The sequence below is a fragment of the Ruegeria sp. BB6 genome (assembly GCF_056539385.1).
In genome coordinates this window covers 275,379-296,844 of the sequence record NZ_JBQFUW010000003.1, presented here as the reverse complement: position 1 = coordinate 296,844, position 21,466 = coordinate 275,379, and the positions used below count along the sequence as shown (strand labels likewise).

The following is a 21,466-nucleotide window of genomic DNA, read 5'->3' as shown; positions in this document are numbered from 1 at the left end:
ATGCAGAAGGTGATCGCCATCATCAATGTGATTGCATGGGCGGGGTTCTGGGCCTTTGGCTATATCGCCGTCACCTCGGACGATCTGACGGCGAGCCAACTTGTCGTCGCGGCGATCCTTGCCTTTGCCGGGCTGGTCACGGGCATCATGGCCTACATGAAACTGGTGCGCGCGTCAGAGGCGAGCGGATATGCAAAAGGGTCCAACCAACTGGACGCGGCAGCCCGGAACCGGGCGCAGGAACAATGGGGAAAGTGACACATGTTCTATCGTGAGGCCGGAGACTTCAAAGTTTCCTATGTGGATGACAGCCAGACTTTCCCGATCAAGTTCGACCGGTATCGGTACTACGTGGTTCTGGCGGTGGCGTTTGGGATCATTCCATTCATCATCAACGATTATTGGGCCAACGCTCTTTTGCTGCCGTTCCTGATCTACGCGATCGCGGCGATCGGCCTGAACATCCTGGTGGGATATTGCGGACAGGTCAGCCTTGGTACGGGCGGCTTTATGGCGGTGGGGGCTTATGCTTGCTACAAGCTGATGACGGCCTTCCCCGATGTCAGTATGTTCATCCACGTCATTCTCGCTGGCGGGATCACGGCCATTGTCGGCGTTCTGTTCGGTCTTCCGTCGCTGAGGATCAAGGGGTTCTATCTGGCGGTGGCGACACTGGCCGCGCAGTTCTTCCTTGTGTGGCTGTTCAACCGTGTGCCGTGGTTCTACAACTACTCGGCTTCTGGTCAGATCAACGCACCGGAACGCGATGTGTTCGGGATCATTATCACTGGGCCGAATGCTCCGGCATGGGCGACGTATCTGTTCTGCCTGATCTTCCTGACCGTCTGCGCCCTGATCGCACGCAACCTGACACGCGGCACTACCGGGCGCACGTGGATGGCGATCCGCGATATGGATATCGCGGCCGAGATCATCGGGGTAAACCCGCTCAAGGCGAAACTGACCGCCTTTGCTGTCAGCTCGTTCTTCGTGGGCATTTCGGGCGCGCTGTTCTTCGCAGTCTACCTCGGCGCGGTTGAGGTCGGCGAGGTGTTCGGCATCAACAAGTCGTTCCTGGTTCTGTTCATGATCATTATCGGCGGACTGGGCTCTATCTTCGGATCTTTTGCGGGTGCGGCGTTTCTTGTGCTGCTGCCGGTGGTCCTGAAAGTGGTCGGTGCCGACATGCTGGGCTGGCCCACGGATATCGTGGCGCATTTGCAGCTGGTGATCGTCGGTGGGCTGATCATCACGTTCCTGATCCTCGAACCACATGGGCTGGCGCAGCTATGGCGCGTCGCCAAAGAGAAACTCAGACTCTGGCCGTTCCCGCACTAGGGGCAGGCCCAATCAGATAACGGGTGCAAAGCCCGAGCCCAACATCGGACCAACCAAGGGAGGAGACACCCGATGAAATTGAAACTGGCAACCGTGGCGCTGGGCGCCGTAATGGCGGCAGGACCGGTTATGGCCGACCTCGTGTTCCCGTCACTCAGCTACCGGACCGGGCCTTATGCGGCGGGTGGCATTCCGTTCGCGGATGGCTATGCGGATTACTTTACCCTGCTGAACGAGCGTGATGGCGGGATCGGTGGCGTTCCGGCGAAGGTGATCGAATGTGAAACCGGATATAACACCGAAAAGGGTGTGGAATGCTATGAGTCGACCAAGGGCGAAGGCGCTCTGGTTTATCAGCCGCTGTCGACCGGTATCACTTATCAGCTGATCCCCAAGGCGACCGTGGATAACATCCCGATTCACTCGATGGGCTATGGCCGTACGTCTGCCAAGAACGGCGATGTGTTCAGCCACACGTTCAACTATCCTGCGAACTACTGGGATGGTGCCTCGGGCGCGGTGAACTACCTGCTGGAAGAGAATGGCGGAGACCTGAACGGCAAGAAAATTGCGCTGGTCTACCACAACTCGGCCTACGGCAAAGAGCCGATCCGCACGCTGGAGGAGCTTTCGGCCAAGCATGGCTTTGAACTGGTTGCCCTGCCGGTTGACCACCCGGGTCAGGAACAGAAATCGCAGTGGCTGCAAATCCGTCGCGACCGTCCTGACTATGTCCTGATGTGGGGCTGGGGTGTCATGAACCAGGTGGCCGTTCAGGAAGCTGCCAACATCCGCTTCCCGATGGAAAACTTCATCGGCATCTGGTGGTCCGGTTCGGAAAACGACGTGCTGCCAGCGGGTGAGGCCGCAAACGGCTATAAGGCGCTGACCTTCCACAACGTGGGCACGGACTTCCCGGTCTTTGACGATCTGAAGACACATGTTGTCGACGCGGGCAAAGCTGCCGGTGCTGGCGATCAGGTTGGTACGGTTCTCTACAACCGTGGTCTTTATGCGGCGATGTTGGCGGCTGAAGCCGCCAAGAAAGCGCAGGAAATCCACGGGACTGCCGACATCACCGCTGCGATGATGCGCGACGGTATGGAAGCGCTGGAAATCACCGAAGCCAAGATGACCGAACTGGGTCTGCCTGGTTTTGGTCCGGCATTCTCGGTCTCGTGTGAGAACCACGGCGGTGACGCTCTGGTTGGTGTAACCCAGTGGGATGCGGCCAACAAAACCTGGAGCCTGATTTCCGAGTTCAAGGCAACCGATGGTGACGTGATCGGCCCGCTGATCGACGAAGACTCGAGCGCCTATGCCACCGAAAACAACATCGAATCGCGCTGCTGATCCGATGCACTGAAACCCGGGGCGGCGGCAGACCGCCGTCCCGACCCCAACACTCGCACGAGGACACGCGCTGATGCTGGATGCGGCTCAAACCACTGACGTGCAGGCGGAAACCCTGCTTGAGGTCAACAATATCGAGGTGATCTACAACCATGTGATCCTCGTCCTGAAAGGTGTCAGCCTGACCGTTCCCAAAGGCGGTATTACTGCTCTGCTCGGCGGTAATGGCGCGGGCAAGACGACGACGCTCAAGGCGGTGTCGAACCTGCTGCATTCGGAACGGGGCGAAGTCACCAAAGGATCGATCAAGTATCGCGGGTCAAGCGTGCATGAAAGCGACCCGGCCGATCTGGTTGAAAAAGGCGTGATCCAGGTGATGGAGGGCCGCCACTGTTTTGAACACCTCACGGTCGAGGAAAACCTTCTGACCGGAGCTTATACCCGCAAGGACGGCAAGGCTGCGATCCAGAAAGACCTTGATCTGGTCTACACCTATTTTCCGCGTCTGGCTGAACGTCGCCGGTCGCAGGCGGGCTATACCTCGGGCGGTGAGCAACAGATGGTTGCCATGGGCCGGGCGCTGATGTCGCGGCCGGAAACGATCCTGCTGGACGAACCTTCGATGGGTCTGGCCCCGCAGTTGGTCGAAGAGATTTTCGGCATCGTGAAAGATTTGAACGAAAAAGAGGGCGTGTCCTTCCTGCTGGCTGAACAGAATACAAACGTGGCCCTGCGGTTTGCGCACTACGGCTATATCCTGGAATCCGGCCGCGTCGTGATGGACGGCCCGGCCGCCGAATTGCGCGAAAACCCGGACGTGAAAGAGTTTTATCTGGGCATGTCCGATGAAGGCCGAAAAAGTTTCCGAGATGTACGCTCATACCGCCGCCGCAAGAGGTGGTTGTAAGCGGATGGAGGATCTGGAGATGACTTACTTCGACGCACTCGAGACCCGATCAGCAGACAAGCGTGCCGACGAACAGGGTCAGGCTCTGCGTCTACAGATTGATCGGGCATTGTCTGCCCCCGGATTTGCGTCGCACCTGAGCGACGTAGATACCGGCGGCGTGATGACGGCCGAAGATCTGGTAAAGCTACCTGTTCTGCGGAAATCCGATCTGGCGCAGGCGCAGGCGGCGCGCCCTCCGTTTGGAGGGTTCACCGTCAAACCGGCGCGGCATTTCCACCATGTTTTCCAGTCCCCTGGGCCGATTTACGAGCCGGGCAGCGCAGATCATGACTGGTGGCGCATGGGCCGTTTTGTACATGCGGCCGGGGTTGGCCATGGCGACATCGTGCAAAACTGTTTCGGTTATCACTTGACGCCTGCGGGCATGATCTTTGAAAGCGGTGCACGGGCGGTTGGTGCGGCCGTTCTGCCCGCCGGAACCGGCCAGACGGAATTGCAGGTGACAGCCGCGCGCGACGTGGGCTGTACCGCCTACGCGGGCACACCGGACTATTTGAAAGTGATCCTCGACAAGGCCGACGAGATGGGCGTTGCGCTCAACTTCTCGAAAGCGGTCGTGGGCGGGGGTGCGCTGTTTCCGTCTCTACGTCAGGATTATGCAGATCGGGGCATTGTTTGTTTGCAATGTTACGCTACTGCTGATCTAGGTAATATTGCATATGAAAGCCCCGCGATGGAGGGGATGATCATAGACGAGCATGTCATCGTCGAGATTGTCACTCCGGGCACCGGAACACCGGTGGCGGCTGGAGACGTGGGTGAGGTTGTGGTGACCTCTCTTAATCCTGATTACCCGCTGATCCGGTTTGCCACCGGTGACCTGTCGGCCATCATGCCGGGCACGTCACCTTGTGGACGCACAAATGCGCGGATCAAGGGTTGGATGGGTCGCGCCGATCAGACAACCAAGATCAAGGGCATGTTCGTGCGCCCCGAGCAGGTTGCCGCGCTGGTCGACAAACATGCCGAGATCGTGAAGGCGCGGGTCATTGCCGCCCGACAGGGCGAGATGGATACGATGACCGTTCAGATCGAAAGCACGGGTGGGGACGATATGGTCTATGCCAAATCCGTTGTCGAAGTGCTGAAGTTGAAGGGCGCGATTGAGGTCGTCGCCCCCGGCTCGCTGCCCAGAGACGGGTTGGTGATCGAGGATCAGCGCGTCTACGAATGATAAACTATCAGGTCTGCGGCAGTATGTGTCGCAGATTTGTCCTCCGGCCTACTGGTGTTTCTTAGCGTTTTGGTCGATTAAAGATCAACTCTGCGCTCTAGCCAGGTACAAGCCGGGAACATGGCCGAAATCGAACTTTCAGAACACGGAGCGCGCAATCGCGGCGCGTTTGGCACTCGGCTGGTTGGTACGATGGCCTGCCTTGTTGCGGCTGCCTGTCTTCTGCCAATGGTGGCCGTTGTTCTGGCCTCGGCAACGGGTGGCACCGAAACGATCTCTCACCTAATGAATACGGTTCTTCCGCGTTATGCGCTGACCACCGTGATCCTTGTCGTTCTGGTGGCTGCCGGAACCTTCTCGATCGGAGTGGGCGCGGCCTGGCTGGTGACGATGACGCGCTTTCCTGGGGTGCGGTTTCTTGAGATCGCCCTGGTTCTGCCGCTGGCCTTTCCTGCCTACGTTCTGGCCTATGCCTACACGTTTATTCTGGACCATCCCGGTATCGTGCAGACCACATTGCGGGATATAACCGGCTGGGGCCCCCGCGATTATTGGTTCCCCGAGATCCGCTCGACCGAGGGGGCTGCTGTGATGCTGATCCTCGTTCTGTACCCTTATGTCTATCTGCTGGCCCGTGCCGCCTTTCTTCAGCAAAGCGCCACGGCATTTCTGGCGGCCCGCGCGTTGGGCAAAAGCCCGTGGCTGGCCTTTTGGCACGTGTCGCTGCCAATGGCGCGCCCCGCAATCGCCGGAGGTGTTCTACTGGCGATCATGGAAACCATCGCCGATTTTGGCACAGTCGCCTATTTTGGTGTTCAGACTTTTGCCACAGGTATCTACACAAGCTGGTTTTCGATCGGAGACAGAGCCGCCGCAGCCCAGCTTGCCCTGTGTTTGCTGGGTTTTGCGCTGGTGATGGCCGTAGCAGAGCGTATGCAGCGCGGCAGGGCGAAATACTATCAGGCAGGGAAAAGCCACGCATCGTTGCCCTCAGCGCAACTGAAGGGCTGGCAATCGGCCGCCGCCGTTACCCTTTGCGCCATCCCTGTCCTGTTTGGGTTTTTGCTGCCAGTGTTTATCCTTGTTCAGATGGGGCTGGAATCCGAGCAGAATCTTCTGTCGCGGCGTTATATAGGTTTCATCCAGAACTCTTTGACTTTGGCAGGTGTGACGGCTGTTGTGACCGTTTGCGCGGCAATTTGCGTTGGGTTTTTTCAGCGATTGCGACCGGGGCGGGTTTCGTCTGGCACCAGCTATATGGCGCGGCTGGGCTATGCGGTTCCGGGCGGCGTGATCGCCGTTGGACTGATGGTGCCATTTGCCAGTTTCGACAATGCGTTGGATGCGTGGATGCGGCAGACATTCGACGTCTCGACCGGGCTGCTGGTCACCGGGTCCATCTGGTTGCTGGTCGCAGCCTATATGGTGCGCTTTCTGGCTGCTGCCCTCAGCGCATATGAAGGCGGGCAGAGCACGGTACATGCGAATATGGACGCGGCTTCGCGGTCTTTGGGTCAGACACCGTTGGGCACTCTGCGCCGGGTGCATTTGCCTATTCTGACACCTTCGTTGCTGACCGCCCTTCTGATCGTATTCGTGGACGTGATGAAAGAGCTGCCTGCGACGCTAATCATGCGGCCGTTCAACTTTGACACGTTGGCAGTTCAGGCGTACCGGCTGGCTTCGGACGAACGTCTTGAAGGGGCCGCGGTCCCCTCTCTGGTCATTCTGGCGGTGGGATTGCTACCGGTCATCCTGATCTGTCGGCAGGTCGGCCAGAGGCGCTAGGGCGGTCCAAAAATACCACACCCCGTAGTAGGTGGGCTTGATTTACACGCAATTTCCGGCAAGGCTTGGGGTATGAACATGCAGCCTCCCAGCCGGTTCTCTGCAAACTCGGCCCAGATGCCCGTCGCGTTTAATCGGCATGAGATGTCCCATATCCTGTCCGTCTATGGCCGGATGGTCGCCGCCGGAGAATGGCGCGATTACGGTATTTCCAACCTGCGAGATATGGCCGTGTTCTCGATCTTTCGCCGAACTGCGGAACATCCCATCTACCGGGTCGAAAAACATCCCCGCCTTCGGCAAAAGCAAGGGATGTACTCGGTCGTAGGTATGGATGGCCGTATCCTGAAACGCGGCCACGACCTGCGCACGGTGCTACGGGTGCTCGAGCGTAAGCTGATCCGCTCGGTTGACCTTGGTTAGAGCCGTTTGTGGGCCGTCACCGGCCCGTCACCCTGTTCCATAATCCGCGCAATCGCCTGCTCTAAAGGTTCAAATGTCACGTCCATGTGGAAGGCATTGGCGTGCAGCAGCATGTCCTCGGCATAGACCCATGCCACATGCCCCTTCCAGAACAGCAGATCGCCGCGCTGAGGCGGTGTGCCTTGGGGCAGCAGGTGACCAACTTCGCGTTCCTGATCACCACTGTCGCCCGGGCAGGGCTGTCCGCAGGCCAGCAGCCCGGCTTGTACAAGACCCGAGCAATCCAGCCCGAACCGGCTGTTTCCACCCCAAAGATAGGGCGTGCCCAGAAAAAGTTCGGCCACTGCAACAGGATCGGTCAGCGTAACGCCAACATGTTTGGCGTGAACGGATGGGATGAACCCAAGCTCGGTTTCCAGAAACCCATTCACCTCGGATGTGGCCGCAATCCTGCTGCCAAAACTCAGGGACGTCCGGTCGGGGCTTTTCATGTCTGGCCGCACATAGGGGTGGGTTGCTGGCGCAGTGATCCAATGCGTTGCGCTCAGCTCCGGGCCAAGCTGTTCCGACCGAACCCAGCCCGCGTAGCTATCTTTTTCCGCGGTGACCCGGCTCCAGCCATCTGCCTGATCCGAGGTTTCGACAACGTCACCAAAAAGCAACTGCCGATCGCGCGGGCCATCGGGTTCGCGTAACAGGTCTGTGACCGGTTGGATGATGCGTTGGCGTGTCATAGGCCCAGCATCTCGGGCAACGCCGTCAACAAGGCGCGCGGCCCCTGACCAAACCCGCCCTTGCTGCGGCCGGGCTCACTGCTGCGCTGCCATGAGAAGATGTCGAAATGCATGTAGCGGCTGTCGCCAACGAAGCGACGCAGGAACAGCGCGGCGGTGATTGAGCCGCCAAATCCACCCGCAGGGGCGTTGTCCAGATCGGCGATGCCCGGTTCGATCAGCCCTTCATAAGGGTCATGGAATGGCATGCGCCAGACCGGATCAGCGGCTTTGCGCGCGGCGCGGGTCAGCGCGTCTGCCGCGTCGTCACTGTCAGTGAAATAGGGCGCAAGATCGGTTCCAACCGCCACGCGCGCGGCCCCGGTCAGCGTCGCCATCGAGATCACGAGGTCCGGTTTCCCTTCGTCAGCCAGCGCCAGTGCGTCGGCTAGCACCAGCCGCCCTTCGGCATCGGTATTGTTGATCTCGACCGTCAGACCCTTGCGCGAGGTCAGGATGTCGCCGGGCCGGAAGGCGTTTCCGGCCACCGAATTCTCGACAGCCGGGATCAGAGCGCGCAGTTGCAGCGGCAGCTTCAGCGCCATGATCATCCGGGCCAGACCCAGAACATTGGCGGCACCGCCCATGTCTTTCTTCATCAACCCCATCGACGCGCCGGGTTTCAGGTTCAGGCCGCCCGTGTCGAAACACACACCTTTACCGACCAAGGTCAGCTTTGGCCCCGCCGTACCCCAGTTCATCTCGATCAGTCGCGGCTTTTGTGCTGCGGCGCGGCCAACCGTGTGGATCATCGGAAAGTTCTGATCCAGCAGCGCATCGCCCGTTATCACCGAGCAGGACGCGCCGAATTCCAGCGCGAGGTTCTCGGCGGCGGCCTGCAACTGTTCCGGTCCCATGTCCGACGCAGGTGTGTTGACCAGATCCCGGATCAGGGCCTCGGCCTTTGCCAAAATCTCAAGACGCGCGGCATCAACGCCATCGGGTGCGACCAGCCGGGCTTTGGCCGGTGACTGACTGGCATAGCGGTCAAACGCGTACCCGGTCATCAGCCAGCCAAGGCATTCGGTTTCCAGCGCATCCTTTGGAACGCCCGATGCGATGTGATAGGTGCCTTCCGGCAGCGCCTCGGCCGCAGCCGCCAGTGGAAAACGCTTGCGGGCGCGGCCAGCGGGTTTGCCATACCCCGCCAGCGCGCAAAGCGGAGCCTCGCCGGTTCCGGGAACCAACAAGGTTTGGCCCATCGCCCCTGTAAAACCGTTGTTCGAGACCCAGGCCTGCACCGCGTCAGATTGATCCTTCACCCAATCCTCCAGATCGGGTTGGGCGATCACGTGCAGCGGGACAGAACGGTCAGAGGGCGAGGCAAAAGTCAGGGTCATGGGTAACTCGGCTGGTTCGATTTGCGCCCAGCCTAGTCGCCCACACTCTATCCGCAAGCCCCCGTCAGACCGAAAGGTCCTGCTGATCCCAGATAACGGTCAGGGATTTTTCACCCACGCGGATCAGGCGCGACAGGGTGGCGCCAGTGGCGACGGCGTCGCCGGCATCCACGTTCCGGGCCACGTCGCCTGCGACGCGGGCCAAAGCTGTCATGCCGATCTGTTCTGCGATTGCCACCAAAGACCGCGAACATTTACGCAACCCGGCCCAATCGCGCTGCCGCCAGAACCGTTCGCAATTCGACAGGCGAACGGCCAACTCTTCGACCGTGCGGCACAACACGTCCAACGCGTTCTTTTCCCCAAGCTGCCGGTACAACCCGTTCAGGCGATCCGGGTCCAGTCGGACGGTTTCTTTGTGTTCAAGCGTGATAATCTTTTCCACCACATATTCCCCAATTCACTATACCCCCACGGTACAATCGGAATGTGGCGTTGAATTCCTTTGCAAAACCTTGCGACCAAGGGGGATAATGTCTCGAATTTAGCTAGAATTCAGGCGGGCCGCTGATCTCACCGTGCCAACGGACGCGGCGAAGTGCCCGATCAACATGGTGCGCCGCTTGGGGATCTGAGACCCTCGCCGGCGTGGTAATACTTGCTTTGATATTCTCTAGCTGCCATTTACCGCCCGAATTCAGGCGGAGGGGACAAGAAGATGCCAATTACCACTGATGAGTTGACCGCCGCGCGCGAAACCTGGGGAGAAGGGCTGATCGCAATCTCTAAGGCTTATGAAGACGGCGGCATAGACGCAGCGCGCACGGTTGCCGAGGGTGTGCTGAATGCGGCCTATGGCTATTCTCTAGGACCGGTTCTTTTCAAGCCGACAATGGCGTCCGGGGATCAGACGTTTCGCCCAACTCAAAAAGGCGCGTTGGCCTATTTCGTCGGGCATGATGCCGAGTATCCGCTAGACGGCGGGTTCGGAATTAAAGGCTGGCGCGCGATGGAAAGCGTCACATCCGCCACTTTCGTCGAAGGCGACGTTGGTTTGTGGATGGGTGCTGTCATTCTGACGGACAAGGACGGCAACGTCACGCAAGTGGACAAGAGCTTTGGCTACAAGAAAGACGCTGATGGCACGCTGAAAATTGTGCTGCATCACTCGTCACTGCCCTACCAGCCTTGATGCCAACAATGGCCATGCAGCCAAGCACCTGACGGCAAAAGCACGTATCGCCGCCGGATTTCCAAGGCGCACGAAAAACAAAGACGGCGTGGATATATTGCCGCGCCGTTTTTTGTTTCGGGGTGGGTCAGCCTGTTTTGACCTTTGGTTTTGGCAGTTCGCACCTTTTTTAGAAAACTTAAATTTTGGTCATTCTGCACTTTTTTTAACTTTTTCGTTGCCGAAACCGGTTTCGGTGCGAACAAATGTGAAGAATGACAGCGAATCTTTCATATCGGTCGCGCGACGTCGCTAACCGCCCCTCGGTTTCAGGGCGCGTCAAGCTGGACGAACTGGCCGCGCATCTGGGCTTGTCGAAAAGCACGGTGTCGCGCGCGCTGAACGGGTATTCGGATATTTCGGCTGTCACCCGCGCCAGGGTGGAAACGGCGGCGCGCAAGCTGGGCTATCGGCCCCTGAGTCATGCGCAGGCCATTCGCACCGGTCAGGTCCGCGCGATTGCGATGGTGTTGAACAGCGACGAACCTGACCGCCATAACCCATTCCTGCAGGATTTTCTGGCCGGCGCGTGCGAGGCCGCCAGCCACCTTGACTGGACCATGACGATTTCAACTGCAACCTCGGAACGGGACACGCTGACCGTCCTCAGCAGATTGTTCGAGGAGCGCAAGGCGGATGGTTTCATTCTGCCCCGCACCGCGGTCAAGGACGCCCGGATCGGCCTTCTGCGCAGCCTTGAAGTTCCGCATATCCTTTACGGTCGCACCGGTTACGGGCAACCGAACACGTGGGAGGAAACCTCGTGGTTCGACATTGCGGGCGAAACGGCGATGCGCAAGGCGGTTTTGCGGCTGGCCGGGTTTGGGCATACGCGCATCGGCTATGTCGGCAGCGACCTCAAGTTCAACTACAGCCACCTGCGCCGTGACGGATATGCCGAAGGTCTGCACGAGGCTGGATTGCCCTTGGACCCCGAGTTGATCCGCGACGGTGCCAGAACGCGGGATGAGGGTGCAGCGCAGGCAAAGGCTCTGATGCAGGTCGAACAGCCTCCGACGGCGATTGTCTTTGCCACGGATCTGGCGGCCTTGGGTTTTTATTCGGTCGCGCAGGATCTGGGGCTTGAGATCGGGCGTGACGTGTCCGTCATCGGCTATGACGGCATTCCCGAATCCCGATACGCGCGCCCGGCTCTGACCAGTTTTGCGGTGGATTCACACATGGCCGGACAGCGTTTGGCGACGATGCTGATTCGGCAAGTCCGGGGCGACGACCCCGCAGGTTTACGCGAACTGACCGAAGCCACTCTGGTCGAGGGTGGGTCGGACGGGTCGCCAACACGAACGCCACAGGAATTGGCGCGAATAATACAGACTGACAATAATCATAACCGGGGAGACCGATCATGAAACTTACACCCAAGATGTCCCACCTGATGCTGGGCACCTCGCTGGCAGTGATGCTTGGCGCGCTGTCGGCGCAGGCGGATACGATCCGCTTCTGGACCACCGAGGAACAGCCAGAACGTCTGGCCAAGCAGCAAGAGATGGCCGACCAGTTCAAAGCTGAAACCGGAACGACGGTCGAAGTGATCCCTGTCACCGAAAGCGATCTGGGCACCCGAGCAACCGCAGCCTTTGCTGCCGGTGATCTGCCGGACGTCGTCTATCACACGCTGCAATACGCTCTGCCCTGGGCCGAGGCGGGTATTCTGGATACCGAAGCAGCAACCGAAGTGATCGAGGAATTGGGCGCGGACACATTTGCCCCCGGCGCGCTGGCAATGGCGGCGTTCAACGGCGAAACCGCCTCGGTCCCGGTTGATGGCTGGACCCAGATGGTCGTCTACCGCAAAGACCTGTTCGACGAGGCCGGTCTGCAGGCCCCAAGTTCCTATGCAAATGTTCTGGCTGCGCTGGACAAGTTGCATAACCCGCCGGAAATGTACGGCTTTGTCTCGGCCACAAAGGTTGACGAGAACTTCATGAGCCAGGTGTTGGAGCATGTTTTCCTCGCCAACGGCGTTTCGCCCGTTGGCCCCGATGGGTTCCAGCCTCTGGACGAGGCCAAGACCACCGAAGTTCTGGATTTCTACAAGGCGATTTCCAAAGCCTCACCTCCGGGTGAGCTGTTCTGGAAGCAATCGCGCGAACTGTATTTCGATGGCAAGGCCGCGATGATCATCTGGTCGCCCTTCATTCTGGACGAGCTGGCCGGTCTGCGCGACAGCGCGCCGCCAACCATCAACGATGATCCGACCTCGCGCGATCTGGCGTCGAAAACGGGGATTGTCACCAACTTCTCAGGCCCGTCCAACCCGGATGGCGCGGCATGGGGGGACGTGCGGTATTTCGGGATCACCAACGATGCCGACACCGACGCGGCGATGGAGTTCGTGAAATTCGCCATGGATGACGGCTATACCCAAACGCTGGCCATCGCGCCCGAGGGCAAGTTCCCGGTGCGTCGCGGCACTGCGGACAACCCAACGGCCTTTGCCGAAGCGTGGGCGGAATTGCCTGTCGGCGTCGATCGCAAAGCCCCGCTGGGTGAGTTGTACGATCAGGCGATGATCGACGAGATCGTCGGCGGTCTGGACGTGGCACAGCGTTGGGGCGTGGCCGAAGGGCAGCTTTCGCTGGCGTCCAAGATGATCAACTCTCAGGCCATCAACCGGATCGTGCGTCAGTATATCGACGATGAGATCGACGCCGCCGCTGCTGTGGCTGCGATGAACGAAGAGCTTGCCAAGGTTCAGTAGACCCCTGCTTGACCGGCATCTGCAGCGGCGTGCGCGCCGCTGCACCTAACCCTCTGAGGTCCACCCATGTCTTCGGCTACCCCACCGACCGGAACCGGGGCGCTTGCCAAACGCGAGGCGCGTCTGGCCTGGGCGTTGCTTTCCCCGACCGTGATCAGTGTATCGCTTGTGGTGATCCTGCCTTTGCTGGCGATTTTCTGGATCAGTTTCAAGCCGTTCACCCTGTCTGACCTGCGTCCACCCGCGCCCGTTGTGCGTGAAAGCCTGCGCGGATCAGGGGATGATCTGCGGATCGAATACCGCGTGCGCAACTCAAGCCAAGAGATCGCCATTGAAGGCGTGACCGTGTCAGATGTGCTGCCTGATGGCGTAACGGCGGGCGAAGTCTTGGCCCCCTGTGTGTTGGACGGGCAGGACTTGTTCTGTGACTTCGGCGCGTTGGAGGGTGGTCAGCGCGAACGCATCCGTATTCCCGTCACCGTGGACGGAGACCCTGGCGCCTTTGAAGACCTGATCGAAGGGTCTGAACCCGACGTGACCGGCAGCGGCCCAAGCGTTCTGACCAATTTCGAGTTCAGCCTGGAGAACTTCGCCCGCGTTTTCGACGGGGATGAGTTCTGGGGCGTTCTCTGGGTCACGCTGTTCTACACGGTTTTCGGCACCATCGGAGCCTTGGTGATGGGCCTTTTCGCGGCCCTGTTGCTGAACAAAAGTTTCAAAGGCCAGGGGATCATACGGGGGCTTTACCTATTCCCCTACGTGGCCCCGGTGATCGCGGTGGCCTTTACGTGGGTCACGCTGTTTGACCCGTTCTCAGGCTCGGCCAATGCGCTGTTGGTGCAGATGGGGCTGAGCAGCGAGCCGATCAATTTCTTCGGTGAACGCCCTCTTGCACTGATCATGGTCACTGTGTTCGAGATTTGGCGGTATTTCCCGCTGTCCTTCCTGTTCATCTTGGCGCGGATGCAGTCCATCGATTCCAGCATGTATGAGGCGGCGGATATGGACGGGGCGTCGCCCTTCCAGAAGTTCTGGCTGCTCAGCATCCCGCAACTGCTGGGCATCCTGTCAGTGCTGTTCCTGCTGCGCTTTATCTGGACGTTTAACAAGTTCGACGACATCTTTCTGCTGACCGGCGGCAATGCGGGTACGCGCACCCTGACTGTGAATGTCTATGAACAGGCCTTTGCGATCTCCAATATCGGGGCAGGCGCAGCGGTGGCCGTAGTGATCCTGATGTGCCTGATCGCCTTCAGCTTTGTCTTCTTCCGCTTTATCAGCCGAGAGGAGGGCCTGTGATGCGCAAAGGCTATATTACCGGCCCGGTTCTGGGCGCGCTCTGGCTGGTGGTGATTGCCACAACGGTTGCCATCACAATGTCCTTCTCGACCGGGGCGGCGTTTCGTCCGCAGGTCTTGCTCTGCCTGATCTGGGGCGCGGTGGTCGGGCTGATCTATGTCCGGTTTCCGGCACAGCGCGCACCGGCGCGGTTGGGGGCCTCTGCCCTGTTGGGCCTGGCCGCCCTGACCGGGTTCGGGCCTGTCCTGATCGGTTCGGACACGTCCTCGCAAGCGGTGCTGGTCACGGTTCTTGCCATGGCCATCGTCACGCACCTGTCGTTGGCCGCGATCTTGCGGGATACGCCCTTTGGGGACCTCACCCGGCACGAGTTCGAGGATGCGGTGATCCGGTTCTGCACCGGGTTCGGCTATATCTTCTTCACCGCTATCGTCGTCATTCCCTTCTACGTCATGGTGATGACAAGCCTGAAGTCGCAACAGGCGCTGTTGCAGAACCCGCTGGATTTCTCGGTCGACCTGTCGCAGGGCTGGGCGCTGTTCCGCAGCTATACCGAGCTGTTCCGCGACTTCAATTTCGGCACTTACCTGTGGACCTCTTTCTATGTGTCGGTCCTGACGGTGTTCATCACCCTGCTGTTCAGCGTCCCCGGCGCCTATGCGGTGGCGCGGTTCCGGTTCAAGGGGCAAAAGGCGTTCTCGCGCTCGATCCTGCTGATTTACATGGTGCCGATGATCGTTTTGGCGCTGCCGATCTATATCGCCTTCTCGCTGACGGGCCTGCGCAACTCGATTCTGGGCATTGTGATGATCTACCCGGTCACCACGATCCCCGTCGCGCTTTATATGCTGCAAGGTTACTTCCGCGGGTTGCCGACCGAGGTCGAGGAGGCCGGTCTGATGGATGGTCTGTCGCGTCTGGCGGTGATCTGGAAGATCACCCTGCCGCTTAGCCTGCCCGCGCTGGCGTCGGTGTCGCTTTATGTCTTCATGATCGCCTGGAATGAATTCCTGCTGGCTTTCATGCTGCTGGACGACCCGTCGAAATTCACCCTGACCCGAGGGGTCACGATGCTGAACTCCTCGGAAATTCCCCGCCAACACCTGATGGCCGGGGCGGTGATTGCCACCGTTCCGATCATGGCACTGTTTCTGGGGCTTGAACGTTTCATGACCAAGGGTCTGACGGCAGGCTCGGTCAAAGGATGACTGACATGAACTACTATACCACGCCGAGTGAATCGGCCCGCAACATCCTGATTGCCAATGACAGGGGCGGCTACACGATCCCCACCAGTGGCCTGTATCCCTACCAATGGAACTGGGACAGCGCGGTCGCTGCGCTGGGCTTTGCCGAGTTCGACATCAACCGCGCGTGGGTTGAGCTTGAGACGCTGTTCTCGGGTCAGTGGGCGGATGGCATGGTTCCGCATATCCTGTTCCACAAGCCCGATCCGGGCTATTTTCCGGGGCCGGACGTGTGGGGCGGAACGGGGCCGATCCCGTCTTCGGGGATCATTCAGCCTCCGTTAGCGGCAACGATGGCCCGTCGCGTTTTGGATATGGATCCGGTGTCTGGAAAAGAACGGATGCGCGCGCTGTTCCCCAAGATGCTGGCCTGGCATCGCTGGATCATGGCGTGGCGGCTGGACGATCACGGCGCGGTCTGCACCACCCACCCGTGGGAGGCCGGGCGCGACAACGCCCCGGACTGGGACAATACGATGGCGGCGATTGATGCCTCGGACGTGGGTGAGTATCAGCGTCGTGACACATGCCATGTCAACAGCGCCGACCGCCCGACGAAATACGACTATGACCGCTACATCAAACTGGTGAATATCGGCCGTGAGGCCGGCTGGGATCAGGCCAAGCTGCTGGAGCTGAACCCGTTCCGCGTGGCCGACCCGACCATGAGCTTCACCACCCTGCGTGCCGCCCGAGATTTGCTGGCCGTAGGTAGAAACCTTGGGCTTGAGGTCGAGGGTCTCAGCGCCGATATCGACCGGCTTGAGGCTGGTGCGCGGTCCCTTTGGAATGAGGCGCTGGGTGCGTTTGACGCGCGCGATGCGCATACCGGCGAATGGGCAGAAAGTGTCTCTAACGCGAGCTATTTGTGCTGGTATGCGGGGATTGACTCGGCCCGGATGCTGGAACGCGTCAAGACAGTTCTGACCACCGTGCCGCATCCCATTCCCAGCTATGACCCGCACATGCCCAAATTCGACGAACGCCGATACTGGCGTGGTCCGACATGGGCGTTCATGAACATGCTGACCGGCTTTGGAATGGCTGAAATGGGCCACGGGGTCGAGGCCGAAGCCCTGCGCCTGAAGACCGCGCGCCTGATCGCCGGACATGGGTTTGCCGAATATTTCGATCCGCTTACTGGCGGTCCCGCGGGTGGCAATTCATTTACATGGACCGCTGCCGTTTGGCTGCACTGGGCAGGGAGGAACTGATGGGCAGCATCGAACTCAAAAGCGTCGAGAAATGGTTCGGCGAGGTGCAGGTGATCAAAGGGATCGACCTGCAGATTCAGGAAGGTGAGTTTGTCGTCTTTGTCGGCCCCTCGGGGTGTGGCAAGTCCACCCTGCTGCGCATGATCGGCGGGCTCGAGGACATCTCGCGCGGGGGGCTTTTGATCAACGGGGCGGACGTGACCGATCACCCGCCCTCGAAACGGGGGCTGACGATGGTGTTTCAGTCCTACGCGCTGTATCCCCATCTGACCGTGGCCGAGAATATGGGCTTCTCGCTGAAAGTGGCAGGTGTGTCCATGGCTGATATCGCCGAGCGTGTCGGAAAAGCGGCCGAAGTCCTCAAGTTAGAGCCTTATTTGGAGCGCCGCCCCAAGGATCTTTCCGGCGGACAGCGTCAGCGCGTGGCCATCGGTCGGTCCATCGTGCGCGACCCGACGGCTTTCCTGTTTGACGAGCCCCTGTCCAACCTCGATGCCGCCCTTCGGGTCGAAATGCGATACGAGATTGCCAAGCTGCATCAAAGCCTGAACCGGACCATGATCTACGTGACCCACGATCAGGTCGAGGCGATGACACTGGCCGACCGTATCGTGGTGCTGGAGTTCGGCAAAATCGCGCAGGTCGGCACCCCGCGCGAGCTGTATGAACGCCCGGCCAACCTGTTTGTGGCGCAGTTTATCGGAAGCCCGAAAATGAACGTCCTGCCCTGTACCGTGGCCGGGGATCAGTTCCGTCTGGAAAACGGCGGCAGCGGTCCTTTTGATCGGACGGGAAAGGCGACACGGCTGGGCATCCGCCCCGAACATATCAGCGTGGTCGCACCCGGCGCGGGCCATAGCGACGGCGTGGTCGAGGTTGTCGAATACCTTGGCGCTGACATGTTCATCATCGTCGATTGTGGCGCCGAAGAAAAAGTCACCGTCCGCCTTGGTGGAGATACCGAAATCAAGGCTGGGGCGCAGATCGGTCTGCACTTTGCGCCCGAGAAATTGCAGTTCTTTGACGCAGAGGGTCAGGCTTTGTGAGCCGATCGTTTCACGCCGAAGCTCAATCGGGTGACAAAAAACCCCGCTGCGAAAACAGCGGGGTTTCCAAAGCATTGCTTTTTAGTTGCCTCAGCCCTTTTTCAGAACCTCACGGCCCAGCAGTTCGGCGATCTGCACGGCGTTCAGGGCGGCACCTTTGCGAAGGTTGTCGCTGACGCACCACAGGTTCAGGCCGTTTTCCACGGTTGAATCCTGACGGATGCGGCTGATGAATGTGGCGAAATCGCCCGCGCATTCGATGGGCGAGACGTAGCCACCGGCCTCGCGCTTGTCGATCACCATGATGCCCGGAGCCTCGCGCAGGATGTCGCGGGCTTCGTCTTCGTCCAGGAATTCCTCGAACTCGATATTCACGGCCTCGGAATGGCCAACGAAAACCGGCACGCGGACACAGGTTGCTGTGACCTTGATCGACGGATCGACGATCTTTTTGGTCTCGACCACCATCTTCCACTCTTCCTTGGTCGAACCGTCTTCCATGAAGACGTCGATCTGCGGGATGACGTTAAAGGCGATCTGCTTCTGGAACTTGTTCGGCGGCACGTCCGTTGTGGGGTTGTAGACAGCCTTGGTCTGATCCCACAGCTCGTCCATCCCCTCTTTACCCGCGCCGGAAACCGACTGGTAGGTCGAGACGACAACGCGCTTAATCTTGGCACGGTCATGCAGCGGCTTCAGCGCGACAACCATCTGCGCGGTCGAGCAGTTGGGGTTGGCGATGATGTTCTTGTTCTTGTAGTCGTGGATCGCCTGCGGGTTACATTCCGGAACGATCAGCGGGATGTCCGGGTCGTAGCGATACAGCGACGAGTTATCGATCACCACGCAGCCGGCCTCAGCCGCTTTGGGCGCATAGACCTTGGTCGCGTCCGAGCCGATGGCGAACAGCGCCATGTCCCAGCCGGTGAAATCGAAGGTGTCGATGTCCTGGGTGGTCAGTGTCTTGTCGCCAAAGCTTACCTCGGTGCCCAGCGAACGACGGCTTGCCAGAACAGCAAGTTCATCGACGGGGAACTGGCGTTCCGCCAGGATGTTCAGCATTTCGCGGCCCACGTTACCCGTGGCGCCGGCGACAACGACGCGATAGCCCATTTCATGTCTCCAAAGTTAAGGACGCGCGTTCATAGCCGCGTTGCAGCAAAGAAAAAAGAGTTTTCGGGGCATATTTCGCGCAAAGACACCGATTTGACGCGGCGCATCGCCTCAGTTTTCGGTCAGAAGCCGTTCGTAGAGGGCGACAAGGGCCTTTGCCTCGCCGTTGATATCGAAATTCTGTTCGACATGGGCGCGGGCGGCGAGGCCGGATTGGGCGAGGGAATCGCGGTTCTTCAGCATTTCGGCGCTGGCTTCAACCATGGCGGGGATATCGTCCGGCGGGATGATACGGCCCAGCGCGGGGTCGGTCACAATTTCCGAGAACGCTCCGACGTCAGTCGCGACAACAGGAACGCCGCAGGCCATCGCCTCTAGTGGGGTGAGGCCGAACCCTTCCCACCGCTGCGGAGCGACAAAGAGGTCCAACACCTGATACCATTCAGCGATTTGGTTCACGGTGACTTCGGGCATGAACAGGATGCGGTCAGACAGGCCCGCAGCGGCGACCTTGTCTTTCAATTCGGCCAGAAAAGCGGTGTGTTTCTCGGTCGCGCGGCCCATGATGATGCCGTGGGCGTCATCGAACCGGCCACACAGGTCGATCATCGCATCGACAAAAGCGTCGGTGCCTTTCTGATGACGGATGCGGCCATAGCAGCCTAGTAAAAGACCATCCGGCAGACCCAGACGGGCGCGAACCGCCGCCTTATCCTCGGGCGGGGTGAAATCCTGCAGGTTGATGCCATGCATGATCACCTGCGCGTCCCGGTCCAGATACCCGGCGGTCTTGCGCGAGGTGGCGACCACGGCGTCCATCTTTTCGATCAACCACTTGGTATAGCCGGTATGGGCGCGTTGCGAGGCGCTGGTGAACAGCAGCTTCAACCGCAGGCGCAGGATGTTGCGCAGGAACAGACCCAACAGCATCTCGGTATTGCGGCGCGCGTGCCAGACACGCAGGGTTTTGCGCGACAGAAAGGGCAGGCGGCCCAGAGGGATGTGTGGGATGTCCGCGGGCAGGCCCGGACCGGTGGCGGCAATGTCGATCCACTGCACCTGTAGTGGCACCAGTCGCGCAATCGTCGCTGTCACGCCCGACAGCCTGCGTTTGAGATTGGGGGCGATGACGCGCGGGTCTGTCAAAGGGGCTCTCCCGAAGGGTCTCAGTCCAGGCTATCGCGGCTGAACAGGTAAATCACGCAGCCAAGCGCGACGGCTATGGCAAAAAAACCGAATATTGCTGTGTAAGGTGCGCTTGCGCCCATGTCCACCGTCGCCGCGTGGATCCGCCCCGAGGCAAACTGTGCCAGCCCAACGCCCCCGATGCCGAAAAGATTGAGCAACGCAACCCCGCGCCCCACCAGATGCGGCGCGATAAACGCGCGCCCATGTGCCATGATGACCGGGAAGGCCGCGCCAAGAAAGCCGATCAGGGCCAGCAAAGCCACGGATAGCCAGACGGATGCTTCAATCCAGAAACACATCGCCGTCAGCGCCAGGCTGCTGAGGACGTTGCCGCCGAAAATAACCCATTTCCGGGTGCCCAACACGCGGTCCAACGGTCCATAGACGAAGATGCCCGCGATCATCGCGGCCCCCATGAACAAAGTCGCCTGACCGATCTGCGACGTGGTTAGTCCGAACACCTCTTGCAGGTACGGGCCTGCCCACAGACCGCGCAGCGCAGCCGAAGGCGCATAGGCCACCAGCATCAAGGGCAGTATGGTCCAAAGCGCCGGTTCCCGGAGCAGGTCTAGCACAGACCCTTTTTGTTCAGTTTCGATCCGCTGGGGATCGCGCACCGTTGAAAGAATACCCAGCGCCACAATTGCCGAAACCACGGCCAGCGTCCAAAGCGTATTGCGCCACCCCATCAATTCCACGGCAAGCGCTGTCGGGTATGAGGCCACCAGATTTCCGACCGACCCGACTCCCATCATCAAAGCCGCAAGGGTCGCGAACTTGGCAGGCGGAAACTCACGCGCGAAGATGTAATAAGAGGCCATCAGGACCGGAGAACACCCAACGCCGATCAGCCCCATCGCAACGGTAATGTGAAACGGTGTGGTGGCCACGGCAAAAAGGCCCGCGCCACCTGCTCCGCCGACCAGCAGCAAAACCGCAGCCGTCAGGCGGGGACCGACCCGATCCAATGCCCAGCCCACGGGCAGTTGCATGGCCGCAAAGACCAGAAACCAAAGACCCGATGCAAAGGCCAGATCCTCGGGCGTTGCGCCAATGTCGCGGCCAAGATCGACGGTGAGAACGGCAAGGAAAGCACGAAAAAACTGGCTGAGCACATAGCCCAGACACAACACCACCAGACCTGCCTTCATGTATCGCCCCTCTTCCCCAACGGCTGACCGGACCTGATTGGCACGTCCAACCGCTGCACACAAGCACGTGTGTCGTGACGATTTCACGGGACAGCA

General features: G+C 59.8%; 20 protein-coding genes. 14 read left to right on the top strand and 6 right to left on the bottom strand.

From position 1 onward, the window contains the following. The 7 genes from ACR0B7_RS10070 (at position 1) to ACR0B7_RS10040 (ending at position 7,046) form a co-directional block, all read left to right on the top strand. Positions 1-258: a hypothetical protein gene (locus ACR0B7_RS10070; RefSeq protein WP_170387075.1), complete on the top strand. Its 258-nt coding sequence runs from the start codon at positions 1-3 to the stop codon at positions 256-258. Positions 259-261: 3 nt separating this feature from the next. Next, entirely contained in the window at positions 262-1,338 is a 1,077-nt protein-coding gene (locus ACR0B7_RS10065) for a branched-chain amino acid ABC transporter permease (protein WP_170576722.1), read from the top strand. Positions 1,339-1,410: 72 nt separating this feature from the next. Then, complete coding sequence (locus tag ACR0B7_RS10060) at positions 1,411-2,691, top strand: ABC transporter substrate-binding protein (protein ID WP_170483239.1); 1,281 nt, start codon at positions 1,411-1,413, stop codon at positions 2,689-2,691. Positions 2,692-2,764: 73 nt separating this feature from the next. After that, positions 2,765-3,598: an ABC transporter ATP-binding protein gene (locus tag ACR0B7_RS10055; protein ID WP_170387081.1), complete on the top strand. Its 834-nt coding sequence runs from the start codon at positions 2,765-2,767 to the stop codon at positions 3,596-3,598. A gap of 19 nt (positions 3,599-3,617) precedes the next feature. After that, the gene (locus ACR0B7_RS10050) at positions 3,618-4,835 is read left to right on the top strand and encodes an acyl-CoA synthetase family protein (protein ID WP_170483241.1); all 1,218 of its coding nucleotides are present in this window, start codon (positions 3,618-3,620) and stop codon (positions 4,833-4,835) included. Positions 4,836-4,955: 120 nt separating this feature from the next. After that, positions 4,956-6,623: an ABC transporter permease gene (locus ACR0B7_RS10045; RefSeq protein ID WP_170483243.1), complete on the top strand. Its 1,668-nt coding sequence runs from the start codon at positions 4,956-4,958 to the stop codon at positions 6,621-6,623. Between the two features lie 72 nt (positions 6,624-6,695). Beyond that, positions 6,696-7,046, top strand: a complete 351-nt coding sequence (locus ACR0B7_RS10040) for a DUF2794 domain-containing protein (RefSeq protein ID WP_170387086.1) — start codon at positions 6,696-6,698, stop codon at positions 7,044-7,046. Here the strand turns inward: ACR0B7_RS10040 and ACR0B7_RS10035 are convergent. The 3 genes from ACR0B7_RS10035 to ACR0B7_RS10025 all read right to left on the bottom strand — a co-directional run bounded on the left by ACR0B7_RS10035 (position 7,043) and on the right by ACR0B7_RS10025 (position 9,607). Then, complete coding sequence (locus ACR0B7_RS10035) at positions 7,043-7,780, bottom strand: NlpC/P60 family protein (protein WP_170483246.1); 738 nt, start codon at positions 7,778-7,780, stop codon at positions 7,043-7,045. The genes ACR0B7_RS10040 and ACR0B7_RS10035 overlap by 4 nt on opposite strands. After that, entirely contained in the window at positions 7,777-9,159 is a 1,383-nt protein-coding gene (locus ACR0B7_RS10030) for a M17 family metallopeptidase (protein WP_170483248.1), read from the bottom strand. Before ACR0B7_RS10030 ends, ACR0B7_RS10035 begins: the two co-directional genes overlap by 4 nt. 64 nt (positions 9,160-9,223) lie before the next feature. Then, entirely contained in the window at positions 9,224-9,607 is a 384-nt protein-coding gene (locus ACR0B7_RS10025; protein WP_170483250.1) for a hypothetical protein, read from the bottom strand. Between the two features lie 270 nt (positions 9,608-9,877). Here ACR0B7_RS10025 and ACR0B7_RS10020 point away from each other — a divergent pair, with 270 nt between their 5' ends. From ACR0B7_RS10020 to ACR0B7_RS09990, 7 genes are all read left to right on the top strand, one after another. Continuing rightward, positions 9,878-10,351: a phosphoribosyl-AMP cyclohydrolase gene (locus ACR0B7_RS10020; protein ID WP_170483252.1), complete on the top strand. Its 474-nt coding sequence runs from the start codon at positions 9,878-9,880 to the stop codon at positions 10,349-10,351. 254 nt (positions 10,352-10,605) lie between these two features. Next, positions 10,606-11,760 carry a LacI family DNA-binding transcriptional regulator gene (locus ACR0B7_RS10015; protein WP_170576723.1) on the top strand — a complete coding sequence of 385 codons (1,155 nt, stop codon included), beginning with the start codon at positions 10,606-10,608 and terminating at the stop codon, positions 11,758-11,760. Beyond that, on the top strand, positions 11,757-13,112 hold the full coding sequence (locus ACR0B7_RS10010; protein ID WP_170483257.1) for an extracellular solute-binding protein: 1,356 nt from the start codon (positions 11,757-11,759) through the stop codon (positions 13,110-13,112). Before ACR0B7_RS10015 ends, ACR0B7_RS10010 begins: the two co-directional genes overlap by 4 nt. 66 nt (positions 13,113-13,178) lie before the next feature. Then, on the top strand, positions 13,179-14,411 hold the full coding sequence (locus ACR0B7_RS10005; protein WP_170576724.1) for a carbohydrate ABC transporter permease: 1,233 nt from the start codon (positions 13,179-13,181) through the stop codon (positions 14,409-14,411). Further along, positions 14,411-15,619 (top strand): carbohydrate ABC transporter permease, encoded by a 1,209-nt coding sequence (locus ACR0B7_RS10000; protein WP_170483261.1) that lies wholly within the window; start codon positions 14,411-14,413, stop codon positions 15,617-15,619. Before ACR0B7_RS10005 ends, ACR0B7_RS10000 begins: the two co-directional genes overlap by 1 nt. Positions 15,620-15,624: 5 nt before the next feature. Beyond that, positions 15,625-16,872: an MGH1-like glycoside hydrolase domain-containing protein gene (locus tag ACR0B7_RS09995; protein ID WP_480681377.1), complete on the top strand. Its 1,248-nt coding sequence runs from the start codon at positions 15,625-15,627 to the stop codon at positions 16,870-16,872. Next, positions 16,872-17,918 (top strand): ABC transporter ATP-binding protein, encoded by a 1,047-nt coding sequence (locus tag ACR0B7_RS09990; RefSeq protein WP_170483265.1) that lies wholly within the window; start codon positions 16,872-16,874, stop codon positions 17,916-17,918. Before ACR0B7_RS09995 ends, ACR0B7_RS09990 begins: the two co-directional genes overlap by 1 nt. Before the next feature lie 90 nt (positions 17,919-18,008). Here ACR0B7_RS09990 and ACR0B7_RS09985 read toward each other — a convergent pair whose 3' ends face one another. The 3 genes from ACR0B7_RS09985 to ACR0B7_RS09975 all read right to left on the bottom strand — a co-directional run bounded on the left by ACR0B7_RS09985 (position 18,009) and on the right by ACR0B7_RS09975 (position 21,370). Beyond that, complete coding sequence (locus tag ACR0B7_RS09985) at positions 18,009-19,031, bottom strand: aspartate-semialdehyde dehydrogenase (protein ID WP_170387108.1); 1,023 nt, start codon at positions 19,029-19,031, stop codon at positions 18,009-18,011. Positions 19,032-19,142: 111 nt separating this feature from the next. Next, positions 19,143-20,177 (bottom strand): glycosyltransferase family 4 protein, encoded by a 1,035-nt coding sequence (locus ACR0B7_RS09980; RefSeq protein WP_170576725.1) that lies wholly within the window; start codon positions 20,175-20,177, stop codon positions 19,143-19,145. Positions 20,178-20,197: 20 nt separating this feature from the next. After that, positions 20,198-21,370, bottom strand: a complete 1,173-nt coding sequence (locus ACR0B7_RS09975) for an MFS transporter (protein ID WP_170483269.1) — start codon at positions 21,368-21,370, stop codon at positions 20,198-20,200. Positions 21,371-21,466 lie beyond the last annotated feature (96 nt).

Coding starts and splice junctions, on each gene's coding strand:
- ACR0B7_RS10070 (WP_170387075.1), top strand. CDS start 1: ATGCAGAAGGTGATCGCCATCATCAATGTGATTGCATGGGCGGGGTTC.
- ACR0B7_RS10065 (WP_170576722.1), top strand. CDS start 262: ATGTTCTATCGTGAGGCCGGAGACTTCAAAGTTTCCTATGTGGATGAC.
- ACR0B7_RS10060 (WP_170483239.1), top strand. CDS start 1,411: ATGAAATTGAAACTGGCAACCGTGGCGCTGGGCGCCGTAATGGCGGCA.
- ACR0B7_RS10055 (WP_170387081.1), top strand. CDS start 2,765: ATGCTGGATGCGGCTCAAACCACTGACGTGCAGGCGGAAACCCTGCTT.
- ACR0B7_RS10050 (WP_170483241.1), top strand. CDS start 3,618: ATGACTTACTTCGACGCACTCGAGACCCGATCAGCAGACAAGCGTGCC.
- ACR0B7_RS10045 (WP_170483243.1), top strand. CDS start 4,956: ATGGCCGAAATCGAACTTTCAGAACACGGAGCGCGCAATCGCGGCGCG.
- ACR0B7_RS10040 (WP_170387086.1), top strand. CDS start 6,696: ATGAACATGCAGCCTCCCAGCCGGTTCTCTGCAAACTCGGCCCAGATG.
- ACR0B7_RS10035 (WP_170483246.1), bottom strand. CDS start 7,780: ATGACACGCCAACGCATCATCCAACCGGTCACAGACCTGTTACGCGAA.
- ACR0B7_RS10030 (WP_170483248.1), bottom strand. CDS start 9,159: ATGACCCTGACTTTTGCCTCGCCCTCTGACCGTTCTGTCCCGCTGCAC.
- ACR0B7_RS10020 (WP_170483252.1), top strand. CDS start 9,878: ATGCCAATTACCACTGATGAGTTGACCGCCGCGCGCGAAACCTGGGGA.
- ACR0B7_RS10015 (WP_170576723.1), top strand. CDS start 10,606: ATGACAGCGAATCTTTCATATCGGTCGCGCGACGTCGCTAACCGCCCC.
- ACR0B7_RS10010 (WP_170483257.1), top strand. CDS start 11,757: ATGAAACTTACACCCAAGATGTCCCACCTGATGCTGGGCACCTCGCTG.
- ACR0B7_RS10005 (WP_170576724.1), top strand. CDS start 13,179: ATGTCTTCGGCTACCCCACCGACCGGAACCGGGGCGCTTGCCAAACGC.
- ACR0B7_RS10000 (WP_170483261.1), top strand. CDS start 14,411: ATGCGCAAAGGCTATATTACCGGCCCGGTTCTGGGCGCGCTCTGGCTG.
- ACR0B7_RS09995 (WP_480681377.1), top strand. CDS start 15,625: ATGAACTACTATACCACGCCGAGTGAATCGGCCCGCAACATCCTGATT.
- ACR0B7_RS09990 (WP_170483265.1), top strand. CDS start 16,872: ATGGGCAGCATCGAACTCAAAAGCGTCGAGAAATGGTTCGGCGAGGTG.
- ACR0B7_RS09985 (WP_170387108.1), bottom strand. CDS start 19,031: ATGGGCTATCGCGTCGTTGTCGCCGGCGCCACGGGTAACGTGGGCCGC.
- ACR0B7_RS09975 (WP_170483269.1), bottom strand. CDS start 21,370: ATGAAGGCAGGTCTGGTGGTGTTGTGTCTGGGCTATGTGCTCAGCCAG.